The sequence below is a fragment of the Rahnella perminowiae genome, assembly GCF_019049755.1.
Taxonomy (GTDB): domain Bacteria; phylum Pseudomonadota; class Gammaproteobacteria; order Enterobacterales; family Enterobacteriaceae; genus Rahnella; species Rahnella perminowiae.
In genome coordinates this window covers 1-26,185 of the sequence record NZ_JAFMOS010000600.1, presented here as the reverse complement: position 1 = coordinate 26,185, position 26,185 = coordinate 1, and the positions used below count along the sequence as shown (strand labels likewise).

Below are 26,185 nucleotides of genomic sequence, written 5' to 3'. Positions count from 1 at the left end.
CTATACCGGTTATATGGGGGTTGTTGCAAATTTTTTCAAGCGGACAACTTAGCCAAACCAGTGGTGGAACATCAGTTTGATGTAATCCACGATGCGGCCGAAGAAGCCGCCTTCTTTTACTTCATTCATGACGACAAGAGGGCGTTCATCAATGGTTTTTCCATCAAGCTGGAAGTTGATTGACCCAACCACCTGATTTTTCTGCAAGGGTGCATGCAGTTCCGGGGTGTTCAGCACATAGCTGGCTTTCAGATCTTTCATGCGACCGCGCGGGATCGTCAGGTAAGCATCTTTTTCAACACCCAGCGCGACGCGATCAGTATCGCCAAACCAGACAGGTTCTGACGCAAACTCTTTACCGGCTTTCAGCGGAGAAACGGTTTCGAAGAAACGGAAGCCCCAGGTCAGGAGCTTTTTACTTTCTACTTCACGGCCTTTATACGTGTGCCCCCCCATCACGGCGGAGATCAGACGCATCTGGCCTTCTGTCGCAGAAGCCACCAGGTTATAACCTGCTGAATCGGTATGACCGGTTTTAATGCCGTCAACATTCAGGCTGTTATCCCACAACAAACCGTTACGGTTCATCTGGCGGATATTGTTGAAGGTGAATTCTTTCTCTTTGTACGTGGCGTACTCTTCCGGCACATCACGGATCAGCGCCTGACCAATCAGCGCCATATCGCGGGCTGAGCTATACTGACCCGCGGCATCAAGACCATGAACAGTACCGAAGTGGGTATTTTTCAGTCCCAGTGAGCTCACATAGTTGTTCATGATGGCAACGAAAGCATCCTGACTTCCGGCGACATGGTCGGCCATGGCGACACACGCATCATTACCTGACTGCAGAATGATCCCGCGGTTGAGCTCAGAAACCGGTACCCGATCACCCGGTTTGAGGAACATCAGGGAAGAGCCTTTGAAGACCGGATTGCCAGTGGCCCAGGCGTCCGGACCGACGGTAACGATGTCGGTCGGAGAGATTTTGCCGGCTTTGATGGACTGACCGATAACATAACTGGTCATCATTTTTGTCAGGCTGGCAGGATCGCGGCGCGCATCGGCATTCATTTCTGCCAGAACTTTGCCGGAGTTGTAGTCGATCAGGATATAGGCTTCAGCATCAATCTGCGGAACGCCAGGGATCATTGTTTTTAAATTGACATCGTCGGCATAGGCGGACGCTGCACTCAAAGTGATTACGGTGCCCAATGCGAGGCTTTTGACTAAACGTGAAGTATTTACAAGTTTCATGATCGGGACAACAACATCCGTGGGAGTAAGTGATAAACGTGCGCCACTATAGCAGAAGAGTCATAAGTCAGACATCTTCGATTACCGACGCTTACTGACTTTTACTTATACGAAAGGGGACGTATAAGAACGGGGCCGAAGCCCCGCACTGGAGAATTACATACCGGCGGTGACAAAAGATTGCTGCTGAGCTTCGCTGGCCAGGCGCTGTTTCAATTTTTCGGCCTGCTGGCGGGTGCTGAAAGGCCCGAGTTGCACACGATAGGTGCTGCCATTAGCCTGCACCTTGCCTGGTACCGAAAAACGCTGACTGAGGCTTTTTTGCCATAACTGCGCATTTTGCGGGTTACTCAGTGCGCCAACCTGCACCATAAAGCCTGAGGCAGGAATTGCCGTGGTATGCGCGGGTGCCGCAGAAGCAGCAACCACCGGCGCGGCAGTAGCGACAGCCACCGGTGCGGCAACCGGTGCGCTGCCTTCTAAAACACCCTGACGTAATGGTGTCGGTGCACTCAGAAAACCGCCGCCGCTGTTGCCGGACATGGTGGTGGTGCCGGTGGCAGCAACGGTATTGCCTGCGTTGTCTTCGTCATTGGTCAGCGGTGCGGCATTTGGGTTGCTGAGCGTGCTGTTACTGATTGGACGCACATCTGACGTATCGACCGGCTGAGCGCTCAGCGTAGGCGTGCCCATACTGCTGGCCCCTAAATTAGGACGTGATGGCAGGGCATAAGATTGTTTGGCGACGGTCGTCCCAATCGTACCCGGGCCGGAGAGTGTGCCATCTGGTGCAACGTTGATGAAATCAATACGGACTTTCGTGCTGTTGGTCAGATTCAAACGGTCTGCCGCAGCCTGAGATAAGTCAATGATTTTGCCGGGAACGTAAGGGCCGCGGTCGTTAACACGCACCACCAGCATTCGGCCGGTCGCCATGTTGGTGACGCGCACATAGCTTGGGATCGGCAGTGTCGGGTGCGCTGCGGTCATGGCTGTCGGGTCGAATTCTTCCCCGATCGCCGTGGTATTGCCCCCGTTCTCCTGCCCGTACCAGGCGGCTTGCCCGACCTGCGAGAAGTTAGACGGGTCTTTAATGATCTTATAGGTTTTACCATTAACGGTATAATCCTGCAGGGTGCCCGGATTATAAGGTTCGTAACGCGGATCTGCCCCGCCGATTTCTACCACCGGGCCATTGTAGGCTTGCTGCGGTGCCGGTTGTTGTTGCTGTGTTTCGTCAGTGGCGCAACCACTTAACAGCAAACCGATAATGACAGCTCCAAGCCACTGCTTACGCATTGCTCACCTCTATAAATTTTTCGACAACATTTTTCGATGAGTATGTATCGACATAACGATACCAAACCCTGCCATTAGCACGATGAGTGCCGACCCGCCATAGCTGACCAGAGGCAAAGGTACCCCAACTACCGGGACAATACCACTGACCATACCAATGTTAACAAACACATAAACGAACAGAATCAGCATCAGTCCGCCGGACATTACACGGCCAAAAGTGGTCTGTGCATGGGCGGCAATCACCAGACCACGCATAATGAGACATAAATACAGCCCGAGCAGCACCAGAACGCCAATCAGCCCAAGTTCTTCGGCGAGTACAGCAAAGATAAAGTCGGTATGTCGCTCGGGCAGGAATTCAAGCTGAGACTGCGTACCGTGTAACCAACCTTTGCCGGAAAGACCGCCAGAGCCGATGGCAATTTTAGACTGAATAATATGATAGCCCGCGCCCAGCGGATCGCTTTCAGGATCAAGCAGCATCATGACGCGGTCGCGCTGATAGTCGTGCATCAGGAAGAACCACAGAATCGGGATAAACGCGGCAACCAGAAGGGCGGCGACGGCAATCAGTTTCCAGCTCATGCCCGAAAGGAACAGTACGAATAATCCGGATGCGGCAATCAAAATTGAGGTGCCCAGATCGGGCTGTGCTGCGACCAGCAGGGTAGGGATAAAGATTAATGCCAGAGCAATTGCGGTATTTTTGAGTGAAGGCGGGCATACGTCGCGGTTGATAAAGCGCGCCACCATCAAAGGCACGGCAATTTTCGCCAGTTCTGATGGCTGGAATTTTATGATCCCCAGATCCAGCCAGCGCTGCGCACCTTTACTGATACTGCCGAAAGCATCAACCAGCACCAACAAAAAGACACAGAAGATGTAAAGATAAGGTGCCCAGCTTTCATAAACGCGCGGCGGGATTTGCGCCATGACCAGCATAATCACCAGACCCATGAGGATCTGGCCAATTTTACGCTCCATCATGCCCATATCCTGACCGCTGGCGCTCCACATCACGAACGCACTGTAGGTCAGCAGCGCGAGCACGATCAACAGCATCGTCAGGTCGATATGCATTTTCGACCACAATGATCTTTTTTGTTGGTTCTCAGTCATTGACGGTTAATCACCTTCGGTTCCCGGCGGCGCTGGCGCGTCGGCCGGTAATTGTGTCGTGTTGTCGCCCAGTAAAATATGGTCGAGTATCTGGCGTGAAATTGTTCCTACAGCCGGCCCCGCGCCCCCGTTCTCCAGAACCACGGCAACAGCCACGGTCGGTTTGTCATACGGTGCAAAAGAGGTCATCAGCTTGTGGTCACGCAGATGCTCAGCGATTTTATGCGCATTATAGATTTCATTGGCTTTCAAACCGTAAACTTGTGCTGTCCCGGATTTTGCAGCGGCTTTATAAGGCGCGTCAGCAAAATACTTGCGGGCAGTCCCGTTCGGCCGGTTTGCAACGCCATACATACCGTCTTTAGCGATTTCCCAATAGCCGGAATGGATATCGCCAATCTGAGTGGTTTCCTGCTGTTTGTACGGCACCTGCTGGCCGTCAACTTTAGTACTCAGCAGCAAATGCGGCGTTTTGACATTGCCGTCATTAATCAGTGTGGTCATGGCTTTCATGATTTGGACAGGCGTGGCAGTCCAGTAGCCCTGACCAATGCCGACCGGTATGGTATCGCCCTGATACCAGGGTTTTTTGAAGCGTTTAAACTTCCAGTCGCGGTTTGGCATATTCCCGCTACGTTCTTCTGATAAATCGATACCGCTGTACTGGCCGTAACCAAATTTCCCCATCCACTCGGAAAGGCGGTCAATCCCCATATCATAAGCAACCTGATAGAAGAAGGTGTCAGCCGATTCTTCAAGGGCTTTAGTCACATTCAGGCGACCATGTCCCCAGTGTTTCCAGTCGCGGTAACGCTTGTCTGAGCCCGGCAATTGCCACCAGCCCGGATCAAACAGGGACGTATTTTTATTGATAACGCCGGTTGTCAGCGCAGAAACTGAAATATACGGTTTCACAGTAGACGCTGGCGGATAAACGCCCTGAGTCGTCCGGTTGATCAAAGGCTTATTCGGGTCGTTAAGCAGTGTGTTGTAATCTTTGCTGGAGATGCCATCCACAAACAGGTTCGGGTCATAACTCGGGTTAGAGACCAGTGCGCGGATAGCGCCATCACGGGGATCAGTCACCACGACTGCGGCGCGACTGCCGGTCAGAAGCACTTCAATGTATTGCTGTAACGGTAAGTCGATTGTCAGGTAAATATCTTTGCCCGCCTGCGGCGGTTCTTCGTGAAGCTGGCGGATAACGCGGCCACGGTTGTTCACTTCAACTTCTTCATAGCCGGTTTTACCGTGAAGCGTATCTTCATAATAGCGCTCAATACCGAGCTTACCGATGTCGTGCGTGGCAGCATAGTTGGCCAGAATGCCGTCTTTATCGAGGCGCTCAACGTCACGGTCATTGATTTTCGATACATAGCCGATAACGTGCGTCAGCGCGGAGCCGTAAGGATAATAGCGCCGCTGATAGCCCTTGACCTCAACGCCAGGGAAGTGGAACTGGTTTACCGAGAAACGTGCAACCTGGACTTCAGTCAGTGCCGTTTTCACCGCAATAGACGTAAAGCGTCGCGAACGCTGACGCTCTTTTTTGAAGTTATCGATATCTTCCTGCGTGAGGTCAACTATCGGTTTGAGGCCTTCAAGCGTGGCCTGCAAATCGTCCACTTTTTCCGGCACCAGTTCGAGCTGATAAATTGTGCGGTTCAGCGCCAGTGGCGTGCCGTTGCGGTCATAGATAATCCCGCGGCTGGGCGCGATGGGCACCAGTTTGATACGGTTATCGTTAGAGCGGGTTTGGTAATCCTGGAAACGGACAATTTGCAGATTATAAAGATTAAAAGCTAAAACGCCGCTAAGTAGCAGAATGCCGATAAACGCCACCAGTGCACGGCGCACAAAGAGGGCTGATTCAGCCGTATAGTCGCGAAAAGGGTTACGATCTATTTTCATCCCACTACTTAATTCATGTTGCTGACATTCACCACCCGTTATTCGCGGTGGTATGGATGATTAGTGGTAATACTCCAGGCCCGGTAAAGGCTTTCCGCAACCAGAACCCGAACCAGCGGGTGAGGGAGGGTCAACGGAGAGAGCGACCAGCTCTGTTCCGCTGCAGCTTTACAGGCAGGCGCCAGCCCTTCCGGGCCGCCGATTAACAGGCTGACATTGCGTCCGTCCTGCTTCCAGCGTTCCAGTTGTTGCGCCAGTTGCGGGGTTTCCCATGGTGTGCCTGGAATATCCAGCGTCACGATACGATTCCCTTTACCGACGGCGGCCAGCATCTGTTCACCTTCTTTTTCAAGAATGCGCTTGATGTCTGCGTTCTTCCCACGTTTCCCGGCCGGAACCTCAGTCAGTTCAAACGGCATGTCTTTAGGAAAACGGTGCAGATAATCGTTAAAACCGGTTTGCACCCAGTCAGGCATTTTAGTGCCGACGGCGACAAGTTGCAGCTTCACGCATCAGCCCCAGAGTTTCTCAAGCTCATACAGCTGACGGCTTTCTTCCTGCATAACATGCACAATCACTTCACCCAGATCGACAACTACCCAGTCAGCTTCATTGATACCTTTCACACCCATGGCATCAAGACCGGCGGCTTTAATTTCTTCAACCAGATGCCCTGCGATGGACATGACATGGCGGCTTGACGTGCCGGTGCAGATAATCATGCAGTCAGTAATACTGGATTTACCTTTAACATCAATGGCGATGATGTCTTGTGCTTTCAGGTCATCGACTTTATCGACAACAAAATCTTGGAGCGCTTTACCTTGCAAAGGTTCCCCCTGGGGATGTTTGAAACAATTGACCTCACGAGATGTTCGCCGGTGTAACACCGAAACAATGAAAAATCTCATGAAGGATAAACATAGCGGTTATCTGGAAAACAGCTTAAAACGTTTAACAATCAATACATTGTACTGGTTGATTACGCAGCGTTATCGAGAGCCGAAATTAAGCGGCGCAGTATAGCACGCGTTAGCTACTCGCGGTATAAGCCCTGTGATTCTATGTAGCGCTCAACGGCGGAAGGCAATAAATCTGAGCACTCAAGACCCGCATGGCGGCGCTCACGGATTTCAGTCGCTGAAATATCCAGCAATGGAGTATTGGCCTGATAAATGAATCCGGCCGGTTTTTGCTTAAGTGCATCGGCATTATTCACCCGATGGGTGTCATACCATTTCTGCAGTTCTGGTGTATCAAGTTGTTCCTGATAACCCGGGCGTGCCATGACCACGATATGACAGAAATCCAGTAACGATTCCCACCGGTGCCACTTATGAAGCGTCAGTAACGAATCCTGACCAATGATAAACGCCAGCGGGCATTTATCGCCATGTTCTTTACGTAACGTTGCAAGTGTCTCAATCGTGTACGAGGGCGTATCCACAGCCAGCTCACGGGGATCGACTGAAAACAGCGCGTTATCCGCCACCGCCAGCTTCGCCATTTGCAGGCGTTGCTGCGGGGTTGCCTCGGGTTGCGGCCGGTGCGGGGGGACGTTATTGGGCAGCAGGATCACCTGATCAAACCCGGCCTGCGCTGCCAGTGCCGAAACGGGTTTCAGATGTCCATAATGGATCGGGTCAAATGTGCCGCCGAAAAAAGCCAGAAGCTTTTCAGTGGTTGTAAAAGAATGTGCAGTGCGGTGCGGCATACTGATGTCCTGCTTCAATACAAACCCAACTCATTAAAGCCGGTAGGTAAGGGTTTCCCACAGAGTAGCATAGACAGGCTTTCAAGCTCGGCCCAGACTGACTGACCGTAATCCTGTTTCAGCGTGATTTCTATCTGGGTCAGTAAGCGCACAGCCTGAGCCAGCTGGGCAAGAGACAGACGCTGCAGTGCCTGGGTGACCAGCGGCCGACGGTTTTGCCAGACTTTTTGCTGATCAAACAGGGTCCTGATCGGGATGGTGTCCATTTTACGTTTCAGATTGAGTAACATCAGCAGTTCGCGCTGCACGGTTCGCAGTAAAATAACCGGCTCGCTGTCTTCGTGTTGCAACTGGCGCAAGATATGCCAGGCACGCTTACTTTTTCCGGCCAGCAATGCATCCAGCCAATGATAGGGCGTGAAATGTGCTGCATCGTTAACGGCCTCTTCGACGCGTGGTAACGTGAGTTTGCCATCCGGATAGAGCAGGGAAAGGCGCTCCAGCGACTGCGCAAGTGCCAGCAAATTTCCTTCGTAGCAATAGCACAAAAGCTGATTAGCCGGTTCATCAAGTTCAAGCGAAAGTTCTTTGGCGCGACGGGTTACCCAGCGGGGAAGTTGTGCCTGCTCAGGCGTCTGGCAACTGACGAAAACACCTTTGTCACTTAACGCTTTAAACCAGGCGCCGTTTTCCTGTGCCTTGGTCAGTTTTGTACCGCGAAACAGCAGAAGGATATCGTCGTGGAGCAGGGTAGTCAGTTTGAGTAATTGTTCTGCTATCGGCGCCGTCGGGCCATTTTCGGGCAGAATAAGCATCAGGGTCTGGCGGCTGGCAAACAGGCTCAGTGCCTGACAGATGCTAAAAATGGACTCCCATTCGGTATGGGCATCAAGAAGGTAAGTGTAGTGTTCTTCAAAACCCGCCTGCTGGGCCGCCTGACGGATGCTGTCCTGGCTTTCCTGCAAAAGCAAAGGGTCATTTCCACATAACACATAACAAGCACGCAGCCCCTCACGGAGCTGCGCAGCAAGTTGTTCCGGATAAACTCGGATCATTGTGCGGAAGGTGTGGCCGGTGCCGTAGAAGATGCCGCAGAAGCATCAGACGACGTGGCCGCTGATGAACCGGTAGAAATGACTTCTACCTGACGTCCGCCGACATCGTCTGCTTTGTGCAATTCTGAAGCATGGACGGTCAGCAACTTACGGATCAGTTGCTGTGCAGCCTGCTGGCGCATTTCCTCTGTAATGATGTCCTGCTCGTTATCTTTCGCCAGCGCCGTTAACGGGTTGTCAAAGAAGGAGCGGAACACTTTGACATGGAGAGGATACAAATCCTTACCAGGCATCAGTACCGTTGCATTAATCGTCATTTCCATCTGATATTCAGCGGTTTTACCGTCCTGGAAGATCGATGCGGTAGTCTGACCCACTGACTCAGCACCAATGCGCAGCGACGGGATATTCTTACGCTGTTCTTTGGTCGGATCATCAACAATGGTCACATTGCTCAGACGCAACTGAGTCCTGATATTACGGGCCAACGGCCCATACGGATCTCCGCTGTCCAAAACGATTGTTTTCAGTTCGTCAGGCACATTGGTTTTTCCACGCAAATGGAATCCACAACCTGCTGTAACCAGCACTGCTGCGGTGAGCAGCAGTGTCATTATGGGATGTCGCACAGATCCTCCTTGACTCAACCTACAACCAGGTTAAGCAGTTTGCCCGGGACGTAGATTACTTTGCGAACGGTAACCCCATCCAGATATTTTGCGACCAAATGTTCTTCTGCCGCACGATCGCGCACTTGTTGCTCGGTAGCATCAGCGGCTACGGTGATTTTAGCACGCACTTTACCGTTCACCTGCACCACGACCAGCCTGGAGTCTTCAACCATTGCCTGCTCATCAGCTTGTGGCCATGGTGCGGTATCCACGTCACCTTCGCCTTTCAGCGACTGCCAGAGGCTGAAGCAGACATGCGGGGTGAATGGATAAAGCATACGGACAACCGCCAGCAAGGACTCCTGCAGCAGTGCCCGATCTTGTTCGGTATCCTGCGGTGCACGACCCAGCTTGTTCATCAGTTCCATCACCGCCGCAATAGCGGTGTTAAAGGTCTGACGACGGCCAATATCATCGGTCACTTTAGCGATGGTTTTATGCAAATCACGACGCAGATCTTTCTGTGCTTCATTCAGGGAAGCAATATCCAGGGCGGCAACCGGGCCTTTTTCTGTATGTTCGAAGGCCAGTTTCCAGACACGTTTCAGGAAGCGGTTTGCCCCTTCGACACCGGATTCCTGCCATTCCAGCGTCATTTCTGCCGGAGAGGCGAACATCATAAACAGACGCACGGTATCAGCACCGTATTTATCAACCATCACCTGCGGGTCGATGCCGTTGTTTTTAGACTTGGACATCTTGCTCATGCCGGCGTAAACCAGCTCATGGCCTTGTGAATCGGTCGCTTTGGTGATGCGACCTTTTTCGTCACGTTCAACTGTAGTATCGGCAGGAGAGACCCAGATACGTTCGCCGTTACTGCCGGTGTGGTAGAAGGCATCAGCCAGAACCATACCCTGACATAACAGACGTTTGGCCGGTTCATCAGAATCCACCAAACCTGCGTCACGCATCAGTTTATGGAAGAAGCGGAAATACATCAGGTGCATAATGGCGTGTTCGATGCCACCGACATACTGATCCACTGGCAGCCAGTAGTTGGCGGCCGCAGGATCCAGCATCCCTTCGTCGTATTGCGGGCAGGTGTAACGCGCGTAATACCAGGAAGACTCCATAAAGGTGTCAAAGGTATCTGTTTCTCGCAGGCCCGGCATGCCGTTCACCGTCGTTTTTGCCCACTCAGGATCCGCTTTAATCGGGCTGGTGATACCGTCCATGACGACATCTTCCGGCAACACAACCGGCAGTTGATCTTCTGGTGTAGGAATAACAGTACCGTCTTCCAGCGTGATCATCGGGATTGGCGCGCCCCAGTAGCGCTGACGGGAAACTCCCCAGTCGCGCAGACGGTAGTTTACTTTGCGCTGACCCACGCCCTGAGCAACCAGTTTGTCGGCAATGGCGTTGAAACCGTCTTCGTGATTCAGACCATCAAATTCGCCTGAATTGAACAGCGTCCCTTTCTCTGTCATCGCTTCTGCGGTGATATCAGGGTGGCTGCCATCAACGTTCAGAATAACCGGTTTAATCTGCAGGTTATATTTGGTGGCGAATTCCCAGTCACGCTGGTCATGGCCAGGAACGGCCATCACCGCGCCAGTGCCATATTCCATGAGAACGAAGTTAGCGACCCAGATTGGCAGCTTTTCACCGGACAGCGGGTGAATGGCAAACAGACCGGTTGCCATGCCTTTCTTTTCCATCGTCGCCATTTCTGCTTCGGCAACTTTGGTGTTACGGCATTCGTCGATAAAATCGTTCAGGGCAGGGTTTTTCTGTGCACCCAACTGGGCCAGCGGATGACCGGCAGCGACGGCAACATAGGTCGCGCCCATAAACGTATCAGGGCGGGTGGTGTAAACCGTGACTTTTTCATCGCTGTCAGCCACGTCAAACGTGATTTCCACGCCTTCCGAACGGCCAATCCAGTTGCGTTGCATGGTTTTCACCTGCTCCGGCCAGCTTTCCAGCGTGTCCAGATCATTGAGCAACTGATCGGCGTAAGCCGTGATTTTGATGAACCACTGAGGAATTTCTTTACGTTCTACTTTGGTATCGCAACGCCAGCAGCAGCCGTCGATAACCTGCTCGTTCGCCAGAACGGTCAGATCATGCGGGCACCAGTTCACTGCGGAGGTCTTCTTATAAACCAGGCCCTTTTCGTAAAGCTTGGTGAAGAACCATTGTTCCCAGCGGTAATAATCAGGTTTACAGGTCGCAACTTCACGATCCCAGTCATAGCCGAAGCCCAGCAATTTAAGCTGGTTCTTCATGTATTCGATGTTTTCATACGTCCACGGAGCAGGTGCGGTGTTGTTCTTAACCGCTGCCCCTTCCGCTGGCAGGCCAAACGCATCCCAGCCGATAGGCTGCAGGACGTTTTTACCGAGCATGCGCTGATAACGGGAAATCACGTCACCGATGGTGTAGTTGCGCACATGCCCCATGTGGAGACGGCCTGACGGATAAGGCAACATGGAGAGGCAGTAATATTTCTCCTTACCAGGCTGTTCGGTAACTTTAAAGGTTTGCTTCTCTTGCCAGTGAAGCTGAACGTGTGACTCGATGTCTTCTGGACGGTATTGCTCTTGCATGGCGGCCGGTGGTCCTGTGAGTGAAAACAGCTACGCCTGTAGCTCAAAAAGTTTTAATCAAAAGATCCGCATAGCATAGCTGATAAGCGGTTGGAGCAACAACACCCAGCGAAGGCTAAAGGGAATTTCTGTCCGCTTCTGGCGCATTATTCATAATCTGCGAGTCAGCGCGGGATAATCTGCACCACGGATCAGGCATTTACGACTAAAATAAAGGCAGTGCGCTCCCGCCGTGAAAATGGTTATGACAGTTCAAGGAGAAGAAATATGAGCAATATTACGCAATCTTACCGTCAGTTGGTGGCATCACTGACCGAACGGTTAAAACAGGGAGAACGCGATATCAGCGCGCTGGTGCAGGATGCCCGCGTCAGGCTGCAGGAAGAGGGCAAGCTGACGGAAATCCAGATTGAACAACTGACATCAGCGGTGCGTCGCGATTTGCATGAATTTGCCCGCAGCTATGAAGAAAACCAGCAAGCCGTGGCTGAAGAAGATGATGGCACGGACAGCGTGTTCATGCGGGTCATTAAAGAAAGCTTGTGGAAAGAGCTGGCAGATATGACTGATAAGACCCAGCTGGAATGGAAAGAGGTTTTTAAAGATGTCAGCCACCATGGGATCTATCACAGCGGAGAAGTCGTCGGACTGGGCAACCTGGTCTGTGAAAATTGTCATTTCCACTTAGCGGTGTATACGCCGGAAATTCTGAGTAAATGCCCGAAATGTGGTAACACGGAGTTTACGCGTCGCCCGTTTGAGCCTTAACGGACAAACACCTGCCCCTGATAATGCGGGCAGGTGTTATTTTTGACTCAGTGCGGGTCAGTGCAGGATCTTCGCCAGGAAATCCCGTGCGCGGTCTGATTCAGGATTATTAAAGAAATCGTCTTTGTTGCGATCTTCTACAATCTTGCCTTCATCCATGAAAATCACGCGGTTGGCCACTTTACGGGCGAAGCCCATTTCGTGCGTTACCACCATCATTGTCATGCCTTCGTTTGCCAGCTCCACCATGACGTCGAGGACTTCATTGATCATTTCCGGATCAAGGGCGGACGTCGGTTCGTCAAACAACATCGCGATCGGATCCATACATAACGCACGGGCAATCGCTACACGCTGCTGCTGGCCACCGGAAAGCTGGCCGGGAAATTTATTGGCGTGCGCCGATAAACCGACACGGTCCAGCAATTTCAGCCCTTTATCTTTCGCTGCCGCTTTGTCACGTTTTAACACTTTAACTTGCGCCAGGGTCAGATTATCAATGATAGAAAGGTGCGGAAACAGTTCGAAATGCTGGAAAACCATCCCTACTTTTGCACGCAGTTGTGCCAGATTGGTCTTCTTGTCATTGACCGGCGTACCGTTGACCAGGATCTCGCCTTTCTGAACGGGCTCGAGGCCGTTCACGGTTTTTATCAGCGTTGATTTTCCTGAGCCGGAAGGCCCGCAAACCACCACAACTTCACCTTTTTTAACTTCGGTGCTGCAATCGGTAAGCACCTGAAAGTGCCCGTACCATTTAGAAACATTCTTCAGTGAAATCATGAAACGGTCCTTTTCTTCAAATAACGCACCAGCAAGGAAGCACAAAGGCTGATAACAAAATAAATAAATCCTGCAAACAGCACCATCTCGACCAGCGTACCGTCACGATCGCCAATGTTAGAGGCACTGCGGAAGAAGTCTGCGAGGCCCAGAACATAAACCAAAGAGGTATCCTGGAATAAAACGATAGCCTGCGTCAGCAGTAATGGCACCATCGCGCGGAAAGCCTGCGGCAGGATAACCAGCTTCATGGATTGCCATTGTGTCATGCCCAGCGCCAGTGCGGCGGAGGACTGACCACGGGCGATACTGATAATCCCGGCACGGATAATTTCTGAATAATAGGCCGCTTCAAATAGCGCAAATGCCACCATCGCAGAAATCAGGCGGATATCGGTTTTAGGCGAGAGACCGAGCACCTTTTGCAAGAAACCCGGCACGATCAGGTAAAACCAAAGCAAGACCATGACCAGCGGAACGGCACGGAACAGATTGACGTATGCCGAGGCAAACCAGCTGATAGGTTTGAACGTCGACAGACGCATGACCGCCAACAGGGTGCCCCACAAAATACCCACCACAATGGCCAGTGAGGTGATCTTCAGCGTGATGATCATGCCTTGCCATAAATAGGGCAGGCCGGGACCAATAGAACTCCAGTCGAATTCATGCATGCTTATTTCCCTCCCATGTTGCCCGGCAGGCGGACTTTACGTTCTACGAAATGCATCAGCAGCATGATGACGGCATTGATAAGGACATAAGCAACAGTGATTGCTGTGAATGATTCATATGCATGTGCGGAGTAATCCAGCAGCTTACCGGCTTGCGCGGCCATATCAACCAGGCCAATGGTCGAGGCAATAGCGGAGTTTTTCACCAGGTTGACCATCTCTGAGGTCATTGGCGGGACGATCACGCGGTAAGCATTGGGTAACAGCACATAGCGGTAAGTTTGCGGCAGCGTAAGGCCCATCGCCAGTCCGGCATTGCGTTGTCCGCTTGGCAGAGACTGAATCGCTGCACGCACCTGTTCGCATACGCGGGCGGCGGTAAACAGCCCAAGGCAAATGACTGAGGAGGTAAAGAACTGCACGTCAGGTGCCAGTTCAGATTTAAACCACATGCCGATATTTTCAGGCAGCAGTTCAGGGACCACCAGATACCAGATAAAGAATTGCACGATTAATGGCACGTTACGGAATAATTCGACGTAACAAGTCCCTATACCTGAGAGGATGCGGTTTGGAACGGTACGCAAAATACCGAACAGAGATCCGACGAAGAAAGCGATTATCCATGCGCAAATTGACAGTGCGACAGTGACCTGAAATCCATTCCAAATCCAGCCCAGATAAGTGGTGTTACCGAAGGGGGCTTGCTGCAGAAAAATGCCCCAGTTCCAATCTATTGACATAAAAACTCCGTAAAGCGGGTAAAGGCTTACCCATCTGAGTGATGACGCAATTCGCCTAAAGTGAATGGGAAAGAATGCGGGGTGGGGAACGACCACCCCGCATCTGTATCATCACAGGTTGGTGGTCCAACCTTGTATTTTAGTCACTTTTCACTCTTCTCTTGGTTATACCCGTCCATTTGGTATGACTTACAGCGCCTTATCGTTTGGCGCTTTGAACAGAGCTTTCATGTCATCGGACAGCTCAAAGTTCATGTTCAGGTTTTTCGGAGGAATAGGTTTTTTGAACCAGGTTTCAAACCACTTGACTGCCTCACCGGAGGTTTGCGCCTGCACGATGGTGTCATCAACTAATTTTTTAAACTCAGCATCATCTTTACGCATCATGCAACCATAAGCTTCTTTAGATTGCGGCGTACCGACGATTTCCCAGTTATCGGGTTTCTTGGCTTTCGCACGTTCACCCGCCAGCAGGGCATCATCCATCATGAACGCTACTGCACGGCCCGTTTCCAGCGTACGGAAGGAATCACCGTGGTCTTTTGCACTGATGATGCGCAGATCCAGTTTCTTCTCTTCGTTGAGTTTGTTCAGCAGAACTTCAGAAGTCGTACCGGAAGTAACAACAACAGTTTTGCCTTTCAGGTCAGTGAAATCTTTAATCTCTGAACCTTTTTTCACCAGCAGACGCGTACCAATCACAAAGATGGTGTCAGAGAAGGCCGCTTGTTGCTGACGTTCCAGGTTATTGGTTGTTGAACCACACTCAAAATCGTAGGTGCCGTTTTGCAGCAGCGGGATACGGTTCTGTGAAGTGATTGGCATCATTTTGACTTGCAGATTTGGAAGGTTCAGTTTTTTCTTCACCGCGTCAACGATAGCGTCAGAATAGTCCTGTGAATAACCCACAACTTTTTGTTCGTTGTTGTAGTAAGAGAATGGCACTGAGGATTCACGGTGACCCACCACGATAACGCCATTGTCTTTAATTTTTTTCAGGGTGCCGGTCAGTTCTTCTGCGTGAGCAAAGCTGCTTACGGTAACGCTTGCCAACAGTACTGATAACGCCAATTTGCGCAATTGCATGTCCAACTCCTTGCTGTCATTAGGGATCCAAACTCAGGGATCAGAAAGTACTAATGCCTCGTCATATGAAGCTAGAAAATAGCTGAATGTGAATATTATGAAACCACATTGTTTCTTTTTTGAGACGAGACACGCACCAAATCAAAGCAATCAAACGGCTATGCACTGAGAAAGTGCATGAGGAAGAGCGTGTTTGTACCGAAATGATGCATTCCGTCATAAAAAGTAACTAATCAGATATCTTTCAATCAGATGTAGCAAGAGTCATGCCAGATGACCTGATTTAACTTCACAAGCGGACAAAAAGACAGCGCTTAATACCGCAGTCGAAACAATCGGCAGCAGGTAAAAGGGGGGAGAATCAGGGGGAAGAAAGCGGTGCTACAAAAAAGAACAGGCACCCCGGGTGCCTGTTTTAAAACGCAGTGCTTTTACTTAGGATTTACGGCGACCAAGCCACAGCGCAACTGCCGCCATGACTGCCGTAGCAAACCACACCGGCCACCAGCCAGCACGGGCATAAGGCGTCATGCCCGTGGTCGGCGTGACCTTCACGTTCAGCACCTGGCGGGTAAACTGAGGAATTTCGTGGGTCACATCCCCCTGTGCATTCACGACGGCGGTAATGCCGTTATTGGTGCTGCGCAGCAACGGGCGGCCCAGTTCCAGTGAACGCATACGCGCCATCTGGAAGTGTTGCCACGGGCCAATCGAATGACCGAACCAGGCATCGTTTGAAATCGTCAGCAGGAAGTTGGTGTCCGGCCGCAGGTTGTCGCGCACCTGCTCGCCAAAGACCACTTCGTAACAAATTGCAGTCGTCAGATTGAGGCCGCTGACAAACAACGGTTTCTGCACGTAATCACCGCTGGTCAGCCCGGACATCGGTAAATCGAAGAACGGGGCCAGGGGGCGAAGAATAGCCTCCAGCGGCACAAACTCACCAAAAGGCACCAGATGATGTTTGTTGAAGCGGTTTTCGTCAGGATAGTGATATTGCTGTTCGCCACCGAGCACAATGGCGCTGTTATACACCTTCATACCCTCTTCGTTGCGACGGGCATCAATAATGCCGGTAATGAGCTGGGTGTTTTGCGCGCGATAGAGATTATCCACCATGCTCAGGAAACCCTGCTGATCGGATTCAATGTCAGAAATTGCCGATTCCGGCCAGATGATCATGCTGGATTTGCCTACGTACGGACGGCTGAGATCCAGATAGGTCTGTAACGCACTTTCCAGCGCTTTCGGATCCCATTTCATGGATTGTGGAATATTGCCCTGGACCAGGGCAACATCAACTGTTTTATCCGGCTGTTCCTGATACCAATGGATATAGCGCAGCGGCCACGGCAGGAGCAGCATCGCGGCAGCAATAATCGCCGGCGTGACACGACGCTGATAAACAGCGTAGACAAGCAATCCGCTCAGGGAGGTCAGTAAAAGGGTGATACCGTCGACACCGGTGATCGGCGCGAGACCTTTCAGAGGCCCGTCGATCTGGCTGTAGCCGAACTGTAGCCATGGGAAGCCTGTCAGCACCCAGCCGCGCAGAAATTCGGTTATTTGCCACAATGCCGGTGCACCAAGTGCCAGTTTCCACCAGGTGGTTTTTGGCCACAGTTTGCTGAACAAGCCCGCAAACAGCATTGTGTACAGCGACAAATAGGCCGCCAGCAAAACGACCAGGAAAAGGTTAATGGCTTCAGGCATGCCGCCAAAGGTGGCAATGCTGACATACACCCAGTTGACGCCGCTGCCAAACAGCCCCATTCCCCAGAAGAAGCCGAGCAGCGCTGCCTGCGCCGGGCGGCGATCCAGCGTTAAGGCCAGCAGTCCACAGAGTGAAATAATTGCCGCAGGCCAGAAGTCATAAGGGGAAAATGACACCGTGCCACAGGCACCGAAAAAGAGCGCCAGCAGGGCGCGAACCCGCTGGCGTTGATATAAAGAGGCAATTGCCATGGAGTGATTATTCTTCCAGTATCGGTTGCGGCGCGTCGTCCGGTATTTTTACGTGAACCTGAATGATACGACGGCTATCGGCCATCGCAACCTTGAACAGGTAACCGTCGATTTCAATGCTTTCACCACGCGCCGGTAAATGGCCGAATGACTGCATGACCAGCCCCCCAATCGTATCGACTTCGTCGTCACTGTAATGGGTCTGGAACACTTCATTAAAATCTTCAATTGGTGCCAGAGCGCGGACGGTATAGGTATGACGGCTGAGCTGGCGGATATCCAGATCTTCTGCTTCGTCGTATTCATCATCGATTTCACCGACGATCAGTTCGAGAATATCTTCGATGGTCACCAGACCGGAAACACCGCCGAATTCATCAACGACAATTGCCATATGGTAACGCTGTGAGCGAAATTCTTTCAGCATGCGATCTACGCGTTTGCTTTCAGGAACAACGACTGCGGTTCTCAGCACTTTATCGATGCTGAATGGCTCAGACTCTGTGCGCATAAACGGCAGCAGGTCTTTGGCCATCAGGATGCCTTCAATGTGATCCTTATCTTCGCTGATCACCGGGAAGCGAGAGTGTGCAGATTCGATAATGACATCGAGGCACTCTTCCAGCGGTTGATTGCGTTTTAGCGTGATCATTTGTGAACGTGGGATCATGATGTCCCGGACGCGCTGCTCGGCGATATCCATCACGCCTTCCAGCATGTCACGGGTATCGGGGTCGATCAGATCATTTTGTTCTGAATCACGGATCAGCTCAACCAGGTCACCACGGTTTTTAGGTTCACCGTGAAACAACTGGCTAAGGATAAGGGAAAAGAAGCCCTTCTTGGGACTGGGGCTGTCACTATTTTGTGAATGGTCATCGCTCATGGCGTTTGGTTTTTTTTACTCGTAGTTAGTGAAAATTAGGCCAGGCGCCTGCGGATAAAACGTTATCGGGCAGACGTCAGGCGAGTTTACGGTGGATCTTAATTATCTTCTTTCTCTGAAATGTAGGGGTCAGGATAACCCAGACCCTGCATGATCTCAGTTTCAATCGATTCCATTTCTTCGGCTTCTTCGTCAACGATATGGTCATAACCCAGCAAATGCAAACTACCGTGAATGACCATATGCGCCCAATGGGCCAGAAGTTCTTTGTCCTGCTCTTTGGCTTCTTTCTCAACCACCTGACGACAAATAATCAGGTCGCCAAGGAGTGGCATCTCCATACCCGGAGGTGCTTCGAACGGAAAGGATAGCACGTTGGTCGGTTTATCCATCCCCCGATAAGTCATATTAAGTTCATGACTTTCAGGGATATCGACCAGCCGAATTGTCACTTCCGATTCTTCCTGAAATTGCGGAAGCACCGCCTCAAGCCAGGTCTGGAAGTCATTTTCTGACGGTAAACCTGCTGCATCTTCACAGGCAATTTGTAAATCGAGAATTACCGTATTCATTGACTGACCTGTTGTGTCGCATTGTGCTGATGTTCTTGTTTACGGTCTGCGGCAATCGCATCGCGGCGTTTTTGATCTTCTTCTTCCCAGGCTTCGTAGGCGACAACAATGCGTGCAACTACCGGATGACGTACCACGTCTTCACTGTGGAAGAAGTTAAAACTGAGTTCCCCGACTGACGAGAGGACTTCAATCGCATGACGAAGGCCTGACTTCTGATGACGCGGTAAGTCGATTTGCGTGACGTCACCGGTGATTACCGCTTTGGAGTTAAAACCAATACGGGTCAGGAACATCTTCATCTGTTCAATCGAAGTGTTCTGGCTTTCATCAAGGATAATAAAGGCGTCGTTCAATGTACGGCCACGCATGTAAGCCAGCGGGGCGACTTCAATAACGTTGCGCTCAATCAGTTTTTCAACTTTCTCAAAGCCGAGCATTTCGAATAATGCGTCATACAGCGGGCGCAGATAGGGATCGACTTTCTGACTGAGATCGCCGGGCAGGAATCCCAGTTTTTCACCCGCTTCAACGGCAGGACGGGTCAGCAGGATACGACGTACTTCCTGACGCTCCAGTGCATCCACTGCAGCAGCCACGGCCAGATAGGTTTTACCGGTCCCCGCAGGGCCAATCCCGAAGGTAATATCGTGGTCGAGAATGTTGGCAATATACTGCGCCTGATTAGGCGTGCGCGGCTTTACCATGCCACGCTTGGTCTTGATGATCACGGCCTTGCCGAAATCAGGTACGCTTTCTGCCGTTTGTTCCAGCACACGGCTTTCTTTGATCGCCAGATGAATTTTTTCAGGATCAATATCCTGGATTTCACCGCGCAGCGGCGCAGTGTCTACGTATAAATCACGCAGGATGTCGGCGGCTGCCGCAACAGGCAGGCTCTTTCCGACCAATTTAAACGTGTTATCACGACGGTTGATTTCAACGCCCAACCGGCGTTCCAGTTGTTTGATATTGTCATCAAACGGCCCGCACAGGCTCAGCAAACGCTGGTTGTCTTCGGGCTCCAGTAAAATCTCTTGTGTTACAACGTTCAAACGAATCCTTTGGGTCGCTTCGGACCAGTTTACCCTTCATATTTCAAGCCGCAGATGCGTTGGCTGTATTCACTCACCCGAATTTGCCGCCTTACTGCAACTCGAATTATTTCGGGTACGTTTTATTAAACACCCGGCTGATAACTACTTTCAGCCGTCAACCATACCTGAGTTAATAATACATGCCCTTGGCAAAATATGCTGCACAGTGGCAGCCGTTGCAGGTACCTTCATCCGGATATGCGGCCTTTGCTGGAAAATTAAACCCTTGTGATGAAGTTATTACCGAAAATCTCAAAAGAAACAGGACGCCGGAGCGCCCTGTTGTTTTAAGGTAATGCCTCTTTCTGATGGTTTAGGGTTGATACACTCCAACGCCCAATTCATTTTCTTTACGGGTGCGTTCGATAACAGATTGCGGAGATTCATGCAGGCGAAGCGCCATCTGTTCTTCCGTGCGGACAACCACACCGCGCAGCGAATTGGCATAAACATCGACAATTTCGACATCAACGAACTTACCAATCATATCCGGCGTACCTTCGAAATTGACCACGCGGTTACATTCGGTCCGGCCCGTCAGTTCCATAATGTTCTTGCGGGATGTCCCTTCCACCAGAATGCGCTGAACGGTGCCCAGCGTGGCGCGGCTGAAACGCATAACCTGCTGGGTAATTCGGTCCTGTAACAGCGCCAGACGTTGTTTCTTCTCGTCCATGCTCACATCATCAATCATGTCGGCTGCCGGTGTACCAGGACGCGGAGAATAGATAAAGCTGAAACTGACGTCGTAATTGACCTGCGCAATCAGATCCATCGTACGTTCAAAATCTTCGTTCGTTTCGCCAGGAAAACCGATGATGAAATCTGAACTGAAATGAATATCGGGGCGCGCGGCACGTAATTTACGGATCGTCGATTTGTATTCCAGCACCGTATGAGGGCGTTTCATCATCGTCAGTATACGATCGGAACCGCTCTGAATCGGCAGGTGCAGGAAGCTCACGACTTCTGGCGTGTCTTTATATACCTCGATGATATCATCAGTAAATTCGACCGGATGGCTGGTCGTGAAACGGATACGATCAATGCCGTCAATGGCCGCCACCAGACGCAGCAGTTCCGCGAAGGTGCAGACGCCGCCATCAAATGCCTCACCACGATAGGCGTTAACGTTCTGACCCAGCAGATTAACCTCACGCACGCCTTGCGCGGCCAGTTGCGCGACTTCAAACAGCACATCATCGCACGGGCGGCTAACTTCTTCGCCACGGGTGTAAGGCACCACACAGAAGCTGCAATATTTATTACAGCCTTCCATGATGGAAACAAAGGCTGTCGGGCCGTCTGCGCGGGGTTCCGGCAGGCGGTCAAATTTTTCAATTTCAGGAAAGCTGATGTCCACGACCGGGCTTTTGGTGCCGCGTACATGGTTCACCATTTCCGGCAAACGGTGCAGAGTTTGCGGGCCGAAGACGATGTCGACGCAAGGCGCACGTTTACGCAGCATTTCTCCTTCCTGCGACGCAACGCAACCCCCGACGCCGATGATGATATCCGGGTTTTTCTTTTTCAGTAATTTCCAGTGTCCGAGCAGGCTGAACACTTTCTCCTGCGCTTTTTCCCTTATTGAGCAGGTGTTCAGCAGCAGGATATCTGCTTCATCAGCGTTATCCGTCAGCTGGTAACCATGGGTGCTGTCGAGAAGGTCAGCCATTTTGGATGAATCATATTCATTCATCTGGCAGCCCCAGGTTTTTATGTGCAGTTTTTTAGTCATCAGCGTGTCAGTACTCAATACGGGGGAACGTTAGATCGGCAGTGCCGCAGTGCATAGCCTATTCAGGGGGGCTATTGTAAACCCTCACTCCGGTGCTGACCAGTGCAGGAAAACAGCTTAGGCCCTGATGCTGACACAAAAATCCGGTACACTTCGCATAATGAACCGAACAGAAAGCCGGAACACAATGAATAATTCTGATAAGACATTTGATGCAGTGATTGTCGGTGGCGGCATGGTTGGTGCTGCAGCCGCACTGGGGATGGCGCAGCAGGGATTGCAGGTCGCACTGATAGAGAACGAAGCGCCTGCCGGATTTGACCCGTCAGCGCGCGCTGATTTGCGCATCTCCGCGATTGGTTGCGCATCAGTACGCTTTTTACAGAAACTGGGAGCGTGGGATGCGGTTGAAAAAATGCGCTCAGTACCGTACCGCCGTCTGGAAACCTGGGAAGCGGACGGCTCTGAAGTGAAATTCGATGCGCAATCCCTCGGATTACCGGAACTGGGCTTCATGGTCGAAAATCGGGTACTTCAGCTCGCGCTGTGGCAACAGTTCGATGCCCATAACAATCTGACCCGTTTTTGTCCGGCAAAGTTACGCCATCTTTTGCAGCACGGTGATAAAACCTGGTCACTGCAACTGACTACCGGGGATTTGCTGCGCACGAAACTGGTTATTGCCGCCGACGGTGCGAACTCCCTGGTGCGCCAGCTGGCGGGAATTGGGGTGGACGGGTGGGAATACCGTCAGCACTGCATGCTGATTAATGTCGAAACTGCCACGCCGGATCAGGACGTGACGTGGCAGCAATTTTTCCCTTCCGGCCCGCGGGCGTTTCTGCCATTGTCCGGCAATCAGGCCTCGCTGGTCTGGTATGACAGCCCGCAGCGTATCCGTTACCTGAAAACGCTGAATATGCAGCAGCTCACGACAGAAGTGATGCAGGCCTTCCCGGCACGTCTGGGCTCGGTGAAAGCAATATCTGCAGGTGCGTTTCCGCTGGTTCGACGCCACGCTCAGCGTTATGTCTTACCGGGGCTGGCGCTGGTGGGTGACGCGGCACATACCATTAATCCGCTGGCCGGGCAGGGCGTGAACCTCGGGTACCGCGACGTGGAAGCGTTATTATCGGTGCTGGAGAAGGCACGTGACCATAATGAAGCCTGGAGCAGCGAAAAAGTGTTGCGGCGCTATCAGCGCCAGCGTCGTCTGGATAATCTGCTGATGCAAAGCGGGATGGATTTATTCTACACCGCCTTCAGCAATGATCTGCCGCCGGTGAAAGCATTGCGTAATCTGGCGCTGATGACTGCTCAACGTGCAGGTGTGCTGAAAATCAAAGCGCTGAAATATGCTTTAGGGATTTAACAACCTAAAGGCTGGCGATGAACACCTTTGCCGGCCTTTTTTGCAGGATAGTAGAAGTGTAGAAAAGCAAAAGGCCTGCTAAAAAGCAGGCCTTTCTAATGTGGCTGGGGTGCCAGGATTCGAACCTGGGTATGCTGGTATCAGAAACCAGAGCCTTACCGCTTGGCGACACCCCAATTTTGTTTCTCACTACCTTTTAAGCAGTGTACTGCAAGTAAAATGGTGGCTACGACGGGATTTGAACCTGTGACCCCATCATTATGAGTGATGTGCTCTAACCAGCTGAGCTACGTAGCCAAATTTTACTGACTTACTTCAAAACTTCAAGCACTAATTTAACTAACTTAATAATAAATTTCAAGTGCTTACCAATTATACAGAAAGAAGTATGGCTGGGGTACCTGGATTCGAACCAGGGTATGCTGGTATCAAAAACCAGTGCCTTACCGCTTGGCGATACCCCAACAGTACAACTTCTTCAAACTGGATTTTCCTCACAACCACATCAATATAACAATGTGAAAGGTAAGAAAATGGCTGGGGTACCAGGATTCGAACCTGGGAATGCTGGTATCAAAAACCAGTGCCTTACCGCTTGGCGATACCCCAACTGTGCTACCGATGTCTGGAAATGGTGCGGGAGGCGAGACTTGAACTCGCACACCTTGCGGCGCTAGAACCTAAATCTAGTGCGTCTACCAATTTCGCCACTCCCGCAAAAAGATGGTGGCTACGACGGGATTCGAACCTGTGACCCCATCATTATGAGTGATGTGCTCTAACCAACTGAGCTACGTAGCCATCTTTTTTCGCGCTACCTTCATCGGCGTTGCGGGGCGCATTATGCGTATATGACCGTTTTGCGTCAACACCTTTTTTGGAGAAAAAGGCCGGAGGGCGTCCATTTGTCTGGCTTATAACCACTCTGGTGATTAATTGGGCAAAAGACATTATTTTTACTGGCTTTCCTCATAAAAAAACGGGCCCTGAGAGGCCCGTTTGCTATAAGGAGATTTACCGGTAAATCGGTTATTTGTAGGCGGACTGATGCACGCCAACAGCACGGCCTGACGGATCGTCCATGTTTTTGAATGCTTCATCCCACTCGATCGCTTTCGCTGAAGAACAGGCTACTGACGGACCGCCAGGCACACATTCTGCCGCACTTGGCACCGGGAACAGTTCTTCAAAAATCGTACGATACAGGTAGCCTTCTTTTGATGTTGGTGTGTTGTACGGGAAACGGAAATGTGCAGTTTCGAGCTGTTGATCGGTGATCTGCTGAGAGGCCACTTCTTTTAAAGTATCGATCCAGCTGTAACCTACACCATCAGAGAATTGTTCTTTCTGACGCCATGCAACGCTGTGTGGCAGATAAGACTCGAAACATTCACGCAGGATATGCTTTTCCATCTTGCCATTACCGCACATTTTGTCTTTTGGGTTGATACGCATTGCGACGTCGAGGAATTTTTTATCCAGGAACGGTACGCGGGCTTCCACACCCCAGGCTGACATCGCTTTGTTGGCACGCGCACAGTCATACATGTGAAGAGCCAGTAATTTACGTACAGTTTCTTCGTGGAATTCTTTGGCATTCGGCGCTTTGTGGAAATACAGATAACCACCGAGGACTTCGTCCGCCCCTTCGCCGGACAACACCATCTTGATACCCATCGCTTTGATTTTACGCGACATCAGATACATTGGTGTTGACGCGCGGATCGTCGTGACATCGTAAGTTTCGATGTGATAAATCACGTCGCGGATCGCATCCAGACCTTCCTGCACGGTGAAATGAATTTCGTGGTGCACGGTACCCAAATGGTTTGCCACTTCCTGAGCTGCACGCAGGTCCGGGGAACCTTGCAGGCCGACGGCAAAGGAGTGCAACTGCGGCCACCAGGCTTCGCTCTGATCTTTATCTTCGATACGGCGGCCGGCAAATTTCTTGGTAATGGCAGAAATTACGGAGGAATCCAGGCCACCGGATAGCAGGACGCCGTAAGGCACATCAGACATCAGATGACTTTTCACCGATTCTTCCAGCGCATCTTTCAGCGCTGCGGCGTCGGTCACGTTGTCTTTGACATTGTCGAAGTCAAACCAGTCGCGCTGGTAGTATTCGCGAATTTCACCGTCCTGGCTCCACAAATAACTGCCTGCCGGGAATTCTTTGATGGTGCGGCATACCGGCACCAGCGCTTTCATCTCTGAAGCCACATACATGTTGCCGTGTTCGTCATAACCCATATACAGCGGGATGATGCCTAAGTGGTCACGGCCAATCAGATACGCGTCTTTTTCGGTGTCATAAAGGATGAAGGCGAACATGCCTTGCAATTCATCGAGGAAGGCAGGGCCTTTTTCCTGATACAACGCCAGAATAACTTCACAGTCAGACGCAGTCTGGAATTCATACTTATCGCCCAGTTCAGCGCGCAAAGCCTGGTGGTTGTAGATTTCGCCATTAACAGCCAGAACATGCGTGTGTGCCGCGTTGTACAAAGGTTGTGCGCCGTTGTTGACGTCGACAATAGACAGACGCTCATGCGACAGAATGGCTTTATCGCTGGCAAACACACCGGACCAGTCGGGTCCGCGGTGACGCATCAGGCGCGACAGTTCCAGCGCTTTTTTGCGCAGCTCGACAGAGTCAGTTTTGATATCGAGCACACCGAAAATTGAACACATATTACTTTCTCCCTAACGACGTTTCTCTGGCTGTCATTTTTATGATTACGAATGAGGATCAACGTTGCCGTTCTTTCAGTTTTAACCCGGCGTTGTTGTGTTGCTGACTATGAAAATGCGTCAAAACCCCCATGTTGTGCAAGCGGTTTAACACTCTTCTGATAAATAGTTGGTTGATGACGGGTTATCTTTGATGGATTATCAATTTTTAGGGTGTTTAATT

The 26,185-nt window shown here is 51.2% G+C and carries 22 protein-coding genes and 6 tRNA genes; 2 read left to right on the top strand and 26 right to left on the bottom strand.

The window, feature by feature from the left end; translation table 11 throughout:
- Positions 1-48: 48 nt before the first annotated feature.
- The 10 genes from dacA to leuS form a co-directional block, all read right to left on the bottom strand.
- Entirely contained in the window at positions 49-1,257 is a 1,209-nt protein-coding gene (gene dacA / locus J1785_RS18720) for a D-alanyl-D-alanine carboxypeptidase DacA (protein WP_129952060.1), read from the bottom strand.
- A gap of 156 nt (positions 1,258-1,413) precedes the next feature.
- On the bottom strand, positions 1,414-2,556 hold the full coding sequence (gene rlpA / locus J1785_RS18715) for an endolytic peptidoglycan transglycosylase RlpA (protein WP_217220181.1): 1,143 nt from the start codon (positions 2,554-2,556) through the stop codon (positions 1,414-1,416).
- A gap of 9 nt (positions 2,557-2,565) precedes the next feature.
- Entirely contained in the window at positions 2,566-3,678 is a 1,113-nt protein-coding gene (gene mrdB / locus J1785_RS18710) for a peptidoglycan glycosyltransferase MrdB (protein WP_129952058.1), read from the bottom strand.
- A gap of 6 nt (positions 3,679-3,684) precedes the next feature.
- On the bottom strand, positions 3,685-5,589 hold the full coding sequence (gene mrdA, locus J1785_RS18705) for a peptidoglycan DD-transpeptidase MrdA (protein ID WP_129952057.1): 1,905 nt from the start codon (positions 5,587-5,589) through the stop codon (positions 3,685-3,687).
- Between the two features lie 38 nt (positions 5,590-5,627).
- Positions 5,628-6,098 carry a 23S rRNA (pseudouridine(1915)-N(3))-methyltransferase RlmH gene (rlmH, locus tag J1785_RS18700; RefSeq protein WP_013576495.1) on the bottom strand — a complete coding sequence of 157 codons (471 nt, stop codon included), beginning with the start codon at positions 6,096-6,098 and terminating at the stop codon, positions 5,628-5,630.
- 3 nt (positions 6,099-6,101) lie between these two features.
- Entirely contained in the window at positions 6,102-6,419 is a 318-nt protein-coding gene (gene rsfS, locus J1785_RS18695; protein ID WP_129952056.1) for a ribosome silencing factor, read from the bottom strand.
- Between the two features lie 206 nt (positions 6,420-6,625).
- Complete coding sequence (gene nadD, locus J1785_RS18690; protein ID WP_217139324.1) at positions 6,626-7,303, bottom strand: nicotinate-nucleotide adenylyltransferase; 678 nt, start codon at positions 7,301-7,303, stop codon at positions 6,626-6,628.
- Positions 7,304-7,317: 14 nt separating this feature from the next.
- Positions 7,318-8,358, bottom strand: a complete 1,041-nt coding sequence (gene holA, locus J1785_RS18685) for a DNA polymerase III subunit delta (RefSeq protein WP_217220179.1) — start codon at positions 8,356-8,358, stop codon at positions 7,318-7,320.
- Positions 8,355-8,987 carry an LPS assembly lipoprotein LptE gene (gene lptE, locus J1785_RS18680; RefSeq protein ID WP_129952053.1) on the bottom strand — a complete coding sequence of 211 codons (633 nt, stop codon included), beginning with the start codon at positions 8,985-8,987 and terminating at the stop codon, positions 8,355-8,357. Before lptE ends, holA begins: the two co-directional genes overlap by 4 nt.
- A gap of 14 nt (positions 8,988-9,001) precedes the next feature.
- A complete protein-coding gene (gene leuS, locus J1785_RS18675; protein WP_217220170.1) occupies positions 9,002-11,584 on the bottom strand; it encodes a leucine--tRNA ligase in 2,583 nt (860 codons plus the stop codon).
- A 267-nt stretch (positions 11,585-11,851) separates the two neighbouring features.
- On the opposite strand from leuS, the gene J1785_RS18670 reads away from it, so the two are divergent.
- On the top strand, positions 11,852-12,352 hold the full coding sequence (locus J1785_RS18670) for a zinc ribbon-containing protein (protein ID WP_015698158.1): 501 nt from the start codon (positions 11,852-11,854) through the stop codon (positions 12,350-12,352).
- A gap of 57 nt (positions 12,353-12,409) precedes the next feature.
- Here J1785_RS18670 and J1785_RS18665 read toward each other — a convergent pair whose 3' ends face one another.
- The 9 genes from J1785_RS18665 to miaB all read right to left on the bottom strand — a co-directional run bounded on the left by J1785_RS18665 (position 12,410) and on the right by miaB (position 21,896).
- A complete protein-coding gene (locus J1785_RS18665) occupies positions 12,410-13,135 on the bottom strand; it encodes an amino acid ABC transporter ATP-binding protein (protein WP_013576488.1) in 726 nt (241 codons plus the stop codon).
- Positions 13,132-13,809: a glutamate/aspartate ABC transporter permease GltK gene (gltK, locus tag J1785_RS18660; protein ID WP_129952051.1), complete on the bottom strand. Its 678-nt coding sequence runs from the start codon at positions 13,807-13,809 to the stop codon at positions 13,132-13,134. The genes J1785_RS18665 and gltK overlap by 4 nt, the downstream gene beginning before the upstream one ends.
- Before the next feature lie 2 nt (positions 13,810-13,811).
- On the bottom strand, positions 13,812-14,552 hold the full coding sequence (locus tag J1785_RS18655) for an amino acid ABC transporter permease (RefSeq protein WP_095921162.1): 741 nt from the start codon (positions 14,550-14,552) through the stop codon (positions 13,812-13,814).
- A gap of 189 nt (positions 14,553-14,741) precedes the next feature.
- Positions 14,742-15,638: an amino acid ABC transporter substrate-binding protein gene (locus tag J1785_RS18650; RefSeq protein ID WP_129952050.1), complete on the bottom strand. Its 897-nt coding sequence runs from the start codon at positions 15,636-15,638 to the stop codon at positions 14,742-14,744.
- A gap of 435 nt (positions 15,639-16,073) precedes the next feature.
- Complete coding sequence (gene lnt, locus J1785_RS18645; protein ID WP_217139321.1) at positions 16,074-17,603, bottom strand: apolipoprotein N-acyltransferase; 1,530 nt, start codon at positions 17,601-17,603, stop codon at positions 16,074-16,076.
- Between the two features lie 7 nt (positions 17,604-17,610).
- Positions 17,611-18,489, bottom strand: coding sequence for a CNNM family magnesium/cobalt transport protein CorC (gene corC, locus J1785_RS18640; RefSeq protein WP_015698153.1), 879 nt, complete (start codon positions 18,487-18,489; stop codon positions 17,611-17,613).
- Between the two features lie 98 nt (positions 18,490-18,587).
- A complete protein-coding gene (ybeY, locus tag J1785_RS18635; RefSeq protein WP_013576482.1) occupies positions 18,588-19,061 on the bottom strand; it encodes an rRNA maturation RNase YbeY in 474 nt (157 codons plus the stop codon).
- Complete coding sequence (locus tag J1785_RS18630; protein ID WP_129952048.1) at positions 19,058-20,116, bottom strand: PhoH family protein; 1,059 nt, start codon at positions 20,114-20,116, stop codon at positions 19,058-19,060. The genes ybeY and J1785_RS18630 overlap by 4 nt, the downstream gene beginning before the upstream one ends.
- A 355-nt stretch (positions 20,117-20,471) precedes the next feature.
- Positions 20,472-21,896 carry a tRNA (N6-isopentenyl adenosine(37)-C2)-methylthiotransferase MiaB gene (gene miaB / locus J1785_RS18625; RefSeq protein WP_129952047.1) on the bottom strand — a complete coding sequence of 475 codons (1,425 nt, stop codon included), beginning with the start codon at positions 21,894-21,896 and terminating at the stop codon, positions 20,472-20,474.
- A 187-nt stretch (positions 21,897-22,083) separates the two neighbouring features.
- Between miaB and ubiF the strand changes: the two genes are divergently transcribed.
- Positions 22,084-23,268, top strand: a complete 1,185-nt coding sequence (gene ubiF, locus J1785_RS18620) for a 3-demethoxyubiquinol 3-hydroxylase (RefSeq protein ID WP_217220161.1) — start codon at positions 22,084-22,086, stop codon at positions 23,266-23,268.
- Between the two features lie 101 nt (positions 23,269-23,369).
- On the opposite strand, the gene J1785_RS18615 is transcribed toward ubiF, so the two are convergent.
- The 7 genes from J1785_RS18615 to asnB all read right to left on the bottom strand — a co-directional run bounded on the left by J1785_RS18615 (position 23,370) and on the right by asnB (position 25,962).
- Positions 23,370-23,444, bottom strand: a tRNA-Gln gene (locus tag J1785_RS18615).
- A gap of 44 nt (positions 23,445-23,488) precedes the next feature.
- Positions 23,489-23,565: transfer RNA gene (locus tag J1785_RS18610), tRNA-Met, on the bottom strand.
- A 92-nt stretch (positions 23,566-23,657) separates the two neighbouring features.
- Positions 23,658-23,732: transfer RNA gene (locus J1785_RS18605), tRNA-Gln, on the bottom strand.
- 70 nt (positions 23,733-23,802) lie between these two features.
- Positions 23,803-23,877, bottom strand: a tRNA-Gln gene (locus tag J1785_RS18600).
- A 23-nt stretch (positions 23,878-23,900) separates the two neighbouring features.
- Positions 23,901-23,985 (bottom strand) — tRNA-Leu (locus tag J1785_RS18595).
- Between the two features lie 7 nt (positions 23,986-23,992).
- Positions 23,993-24,069: transfer RNA gene (locus J1785_RS18590), tRNA-Met, on the bottom strand.
- Positions 24,070-24,297: 228 nt separating this feature from the next.
- Complete coding sequence (asnB, locus tag J1785_RS18585; protein WP_217157835.1) at positions 24,298-25,962, bottom strand: asparagine synthase B; 1,665 nt, start codon at positions 25,960-25,962, stop codon at positions 24,298-24,300.
- Positions 25,963-26,185 lie beyond the last annotated feature (223 nt).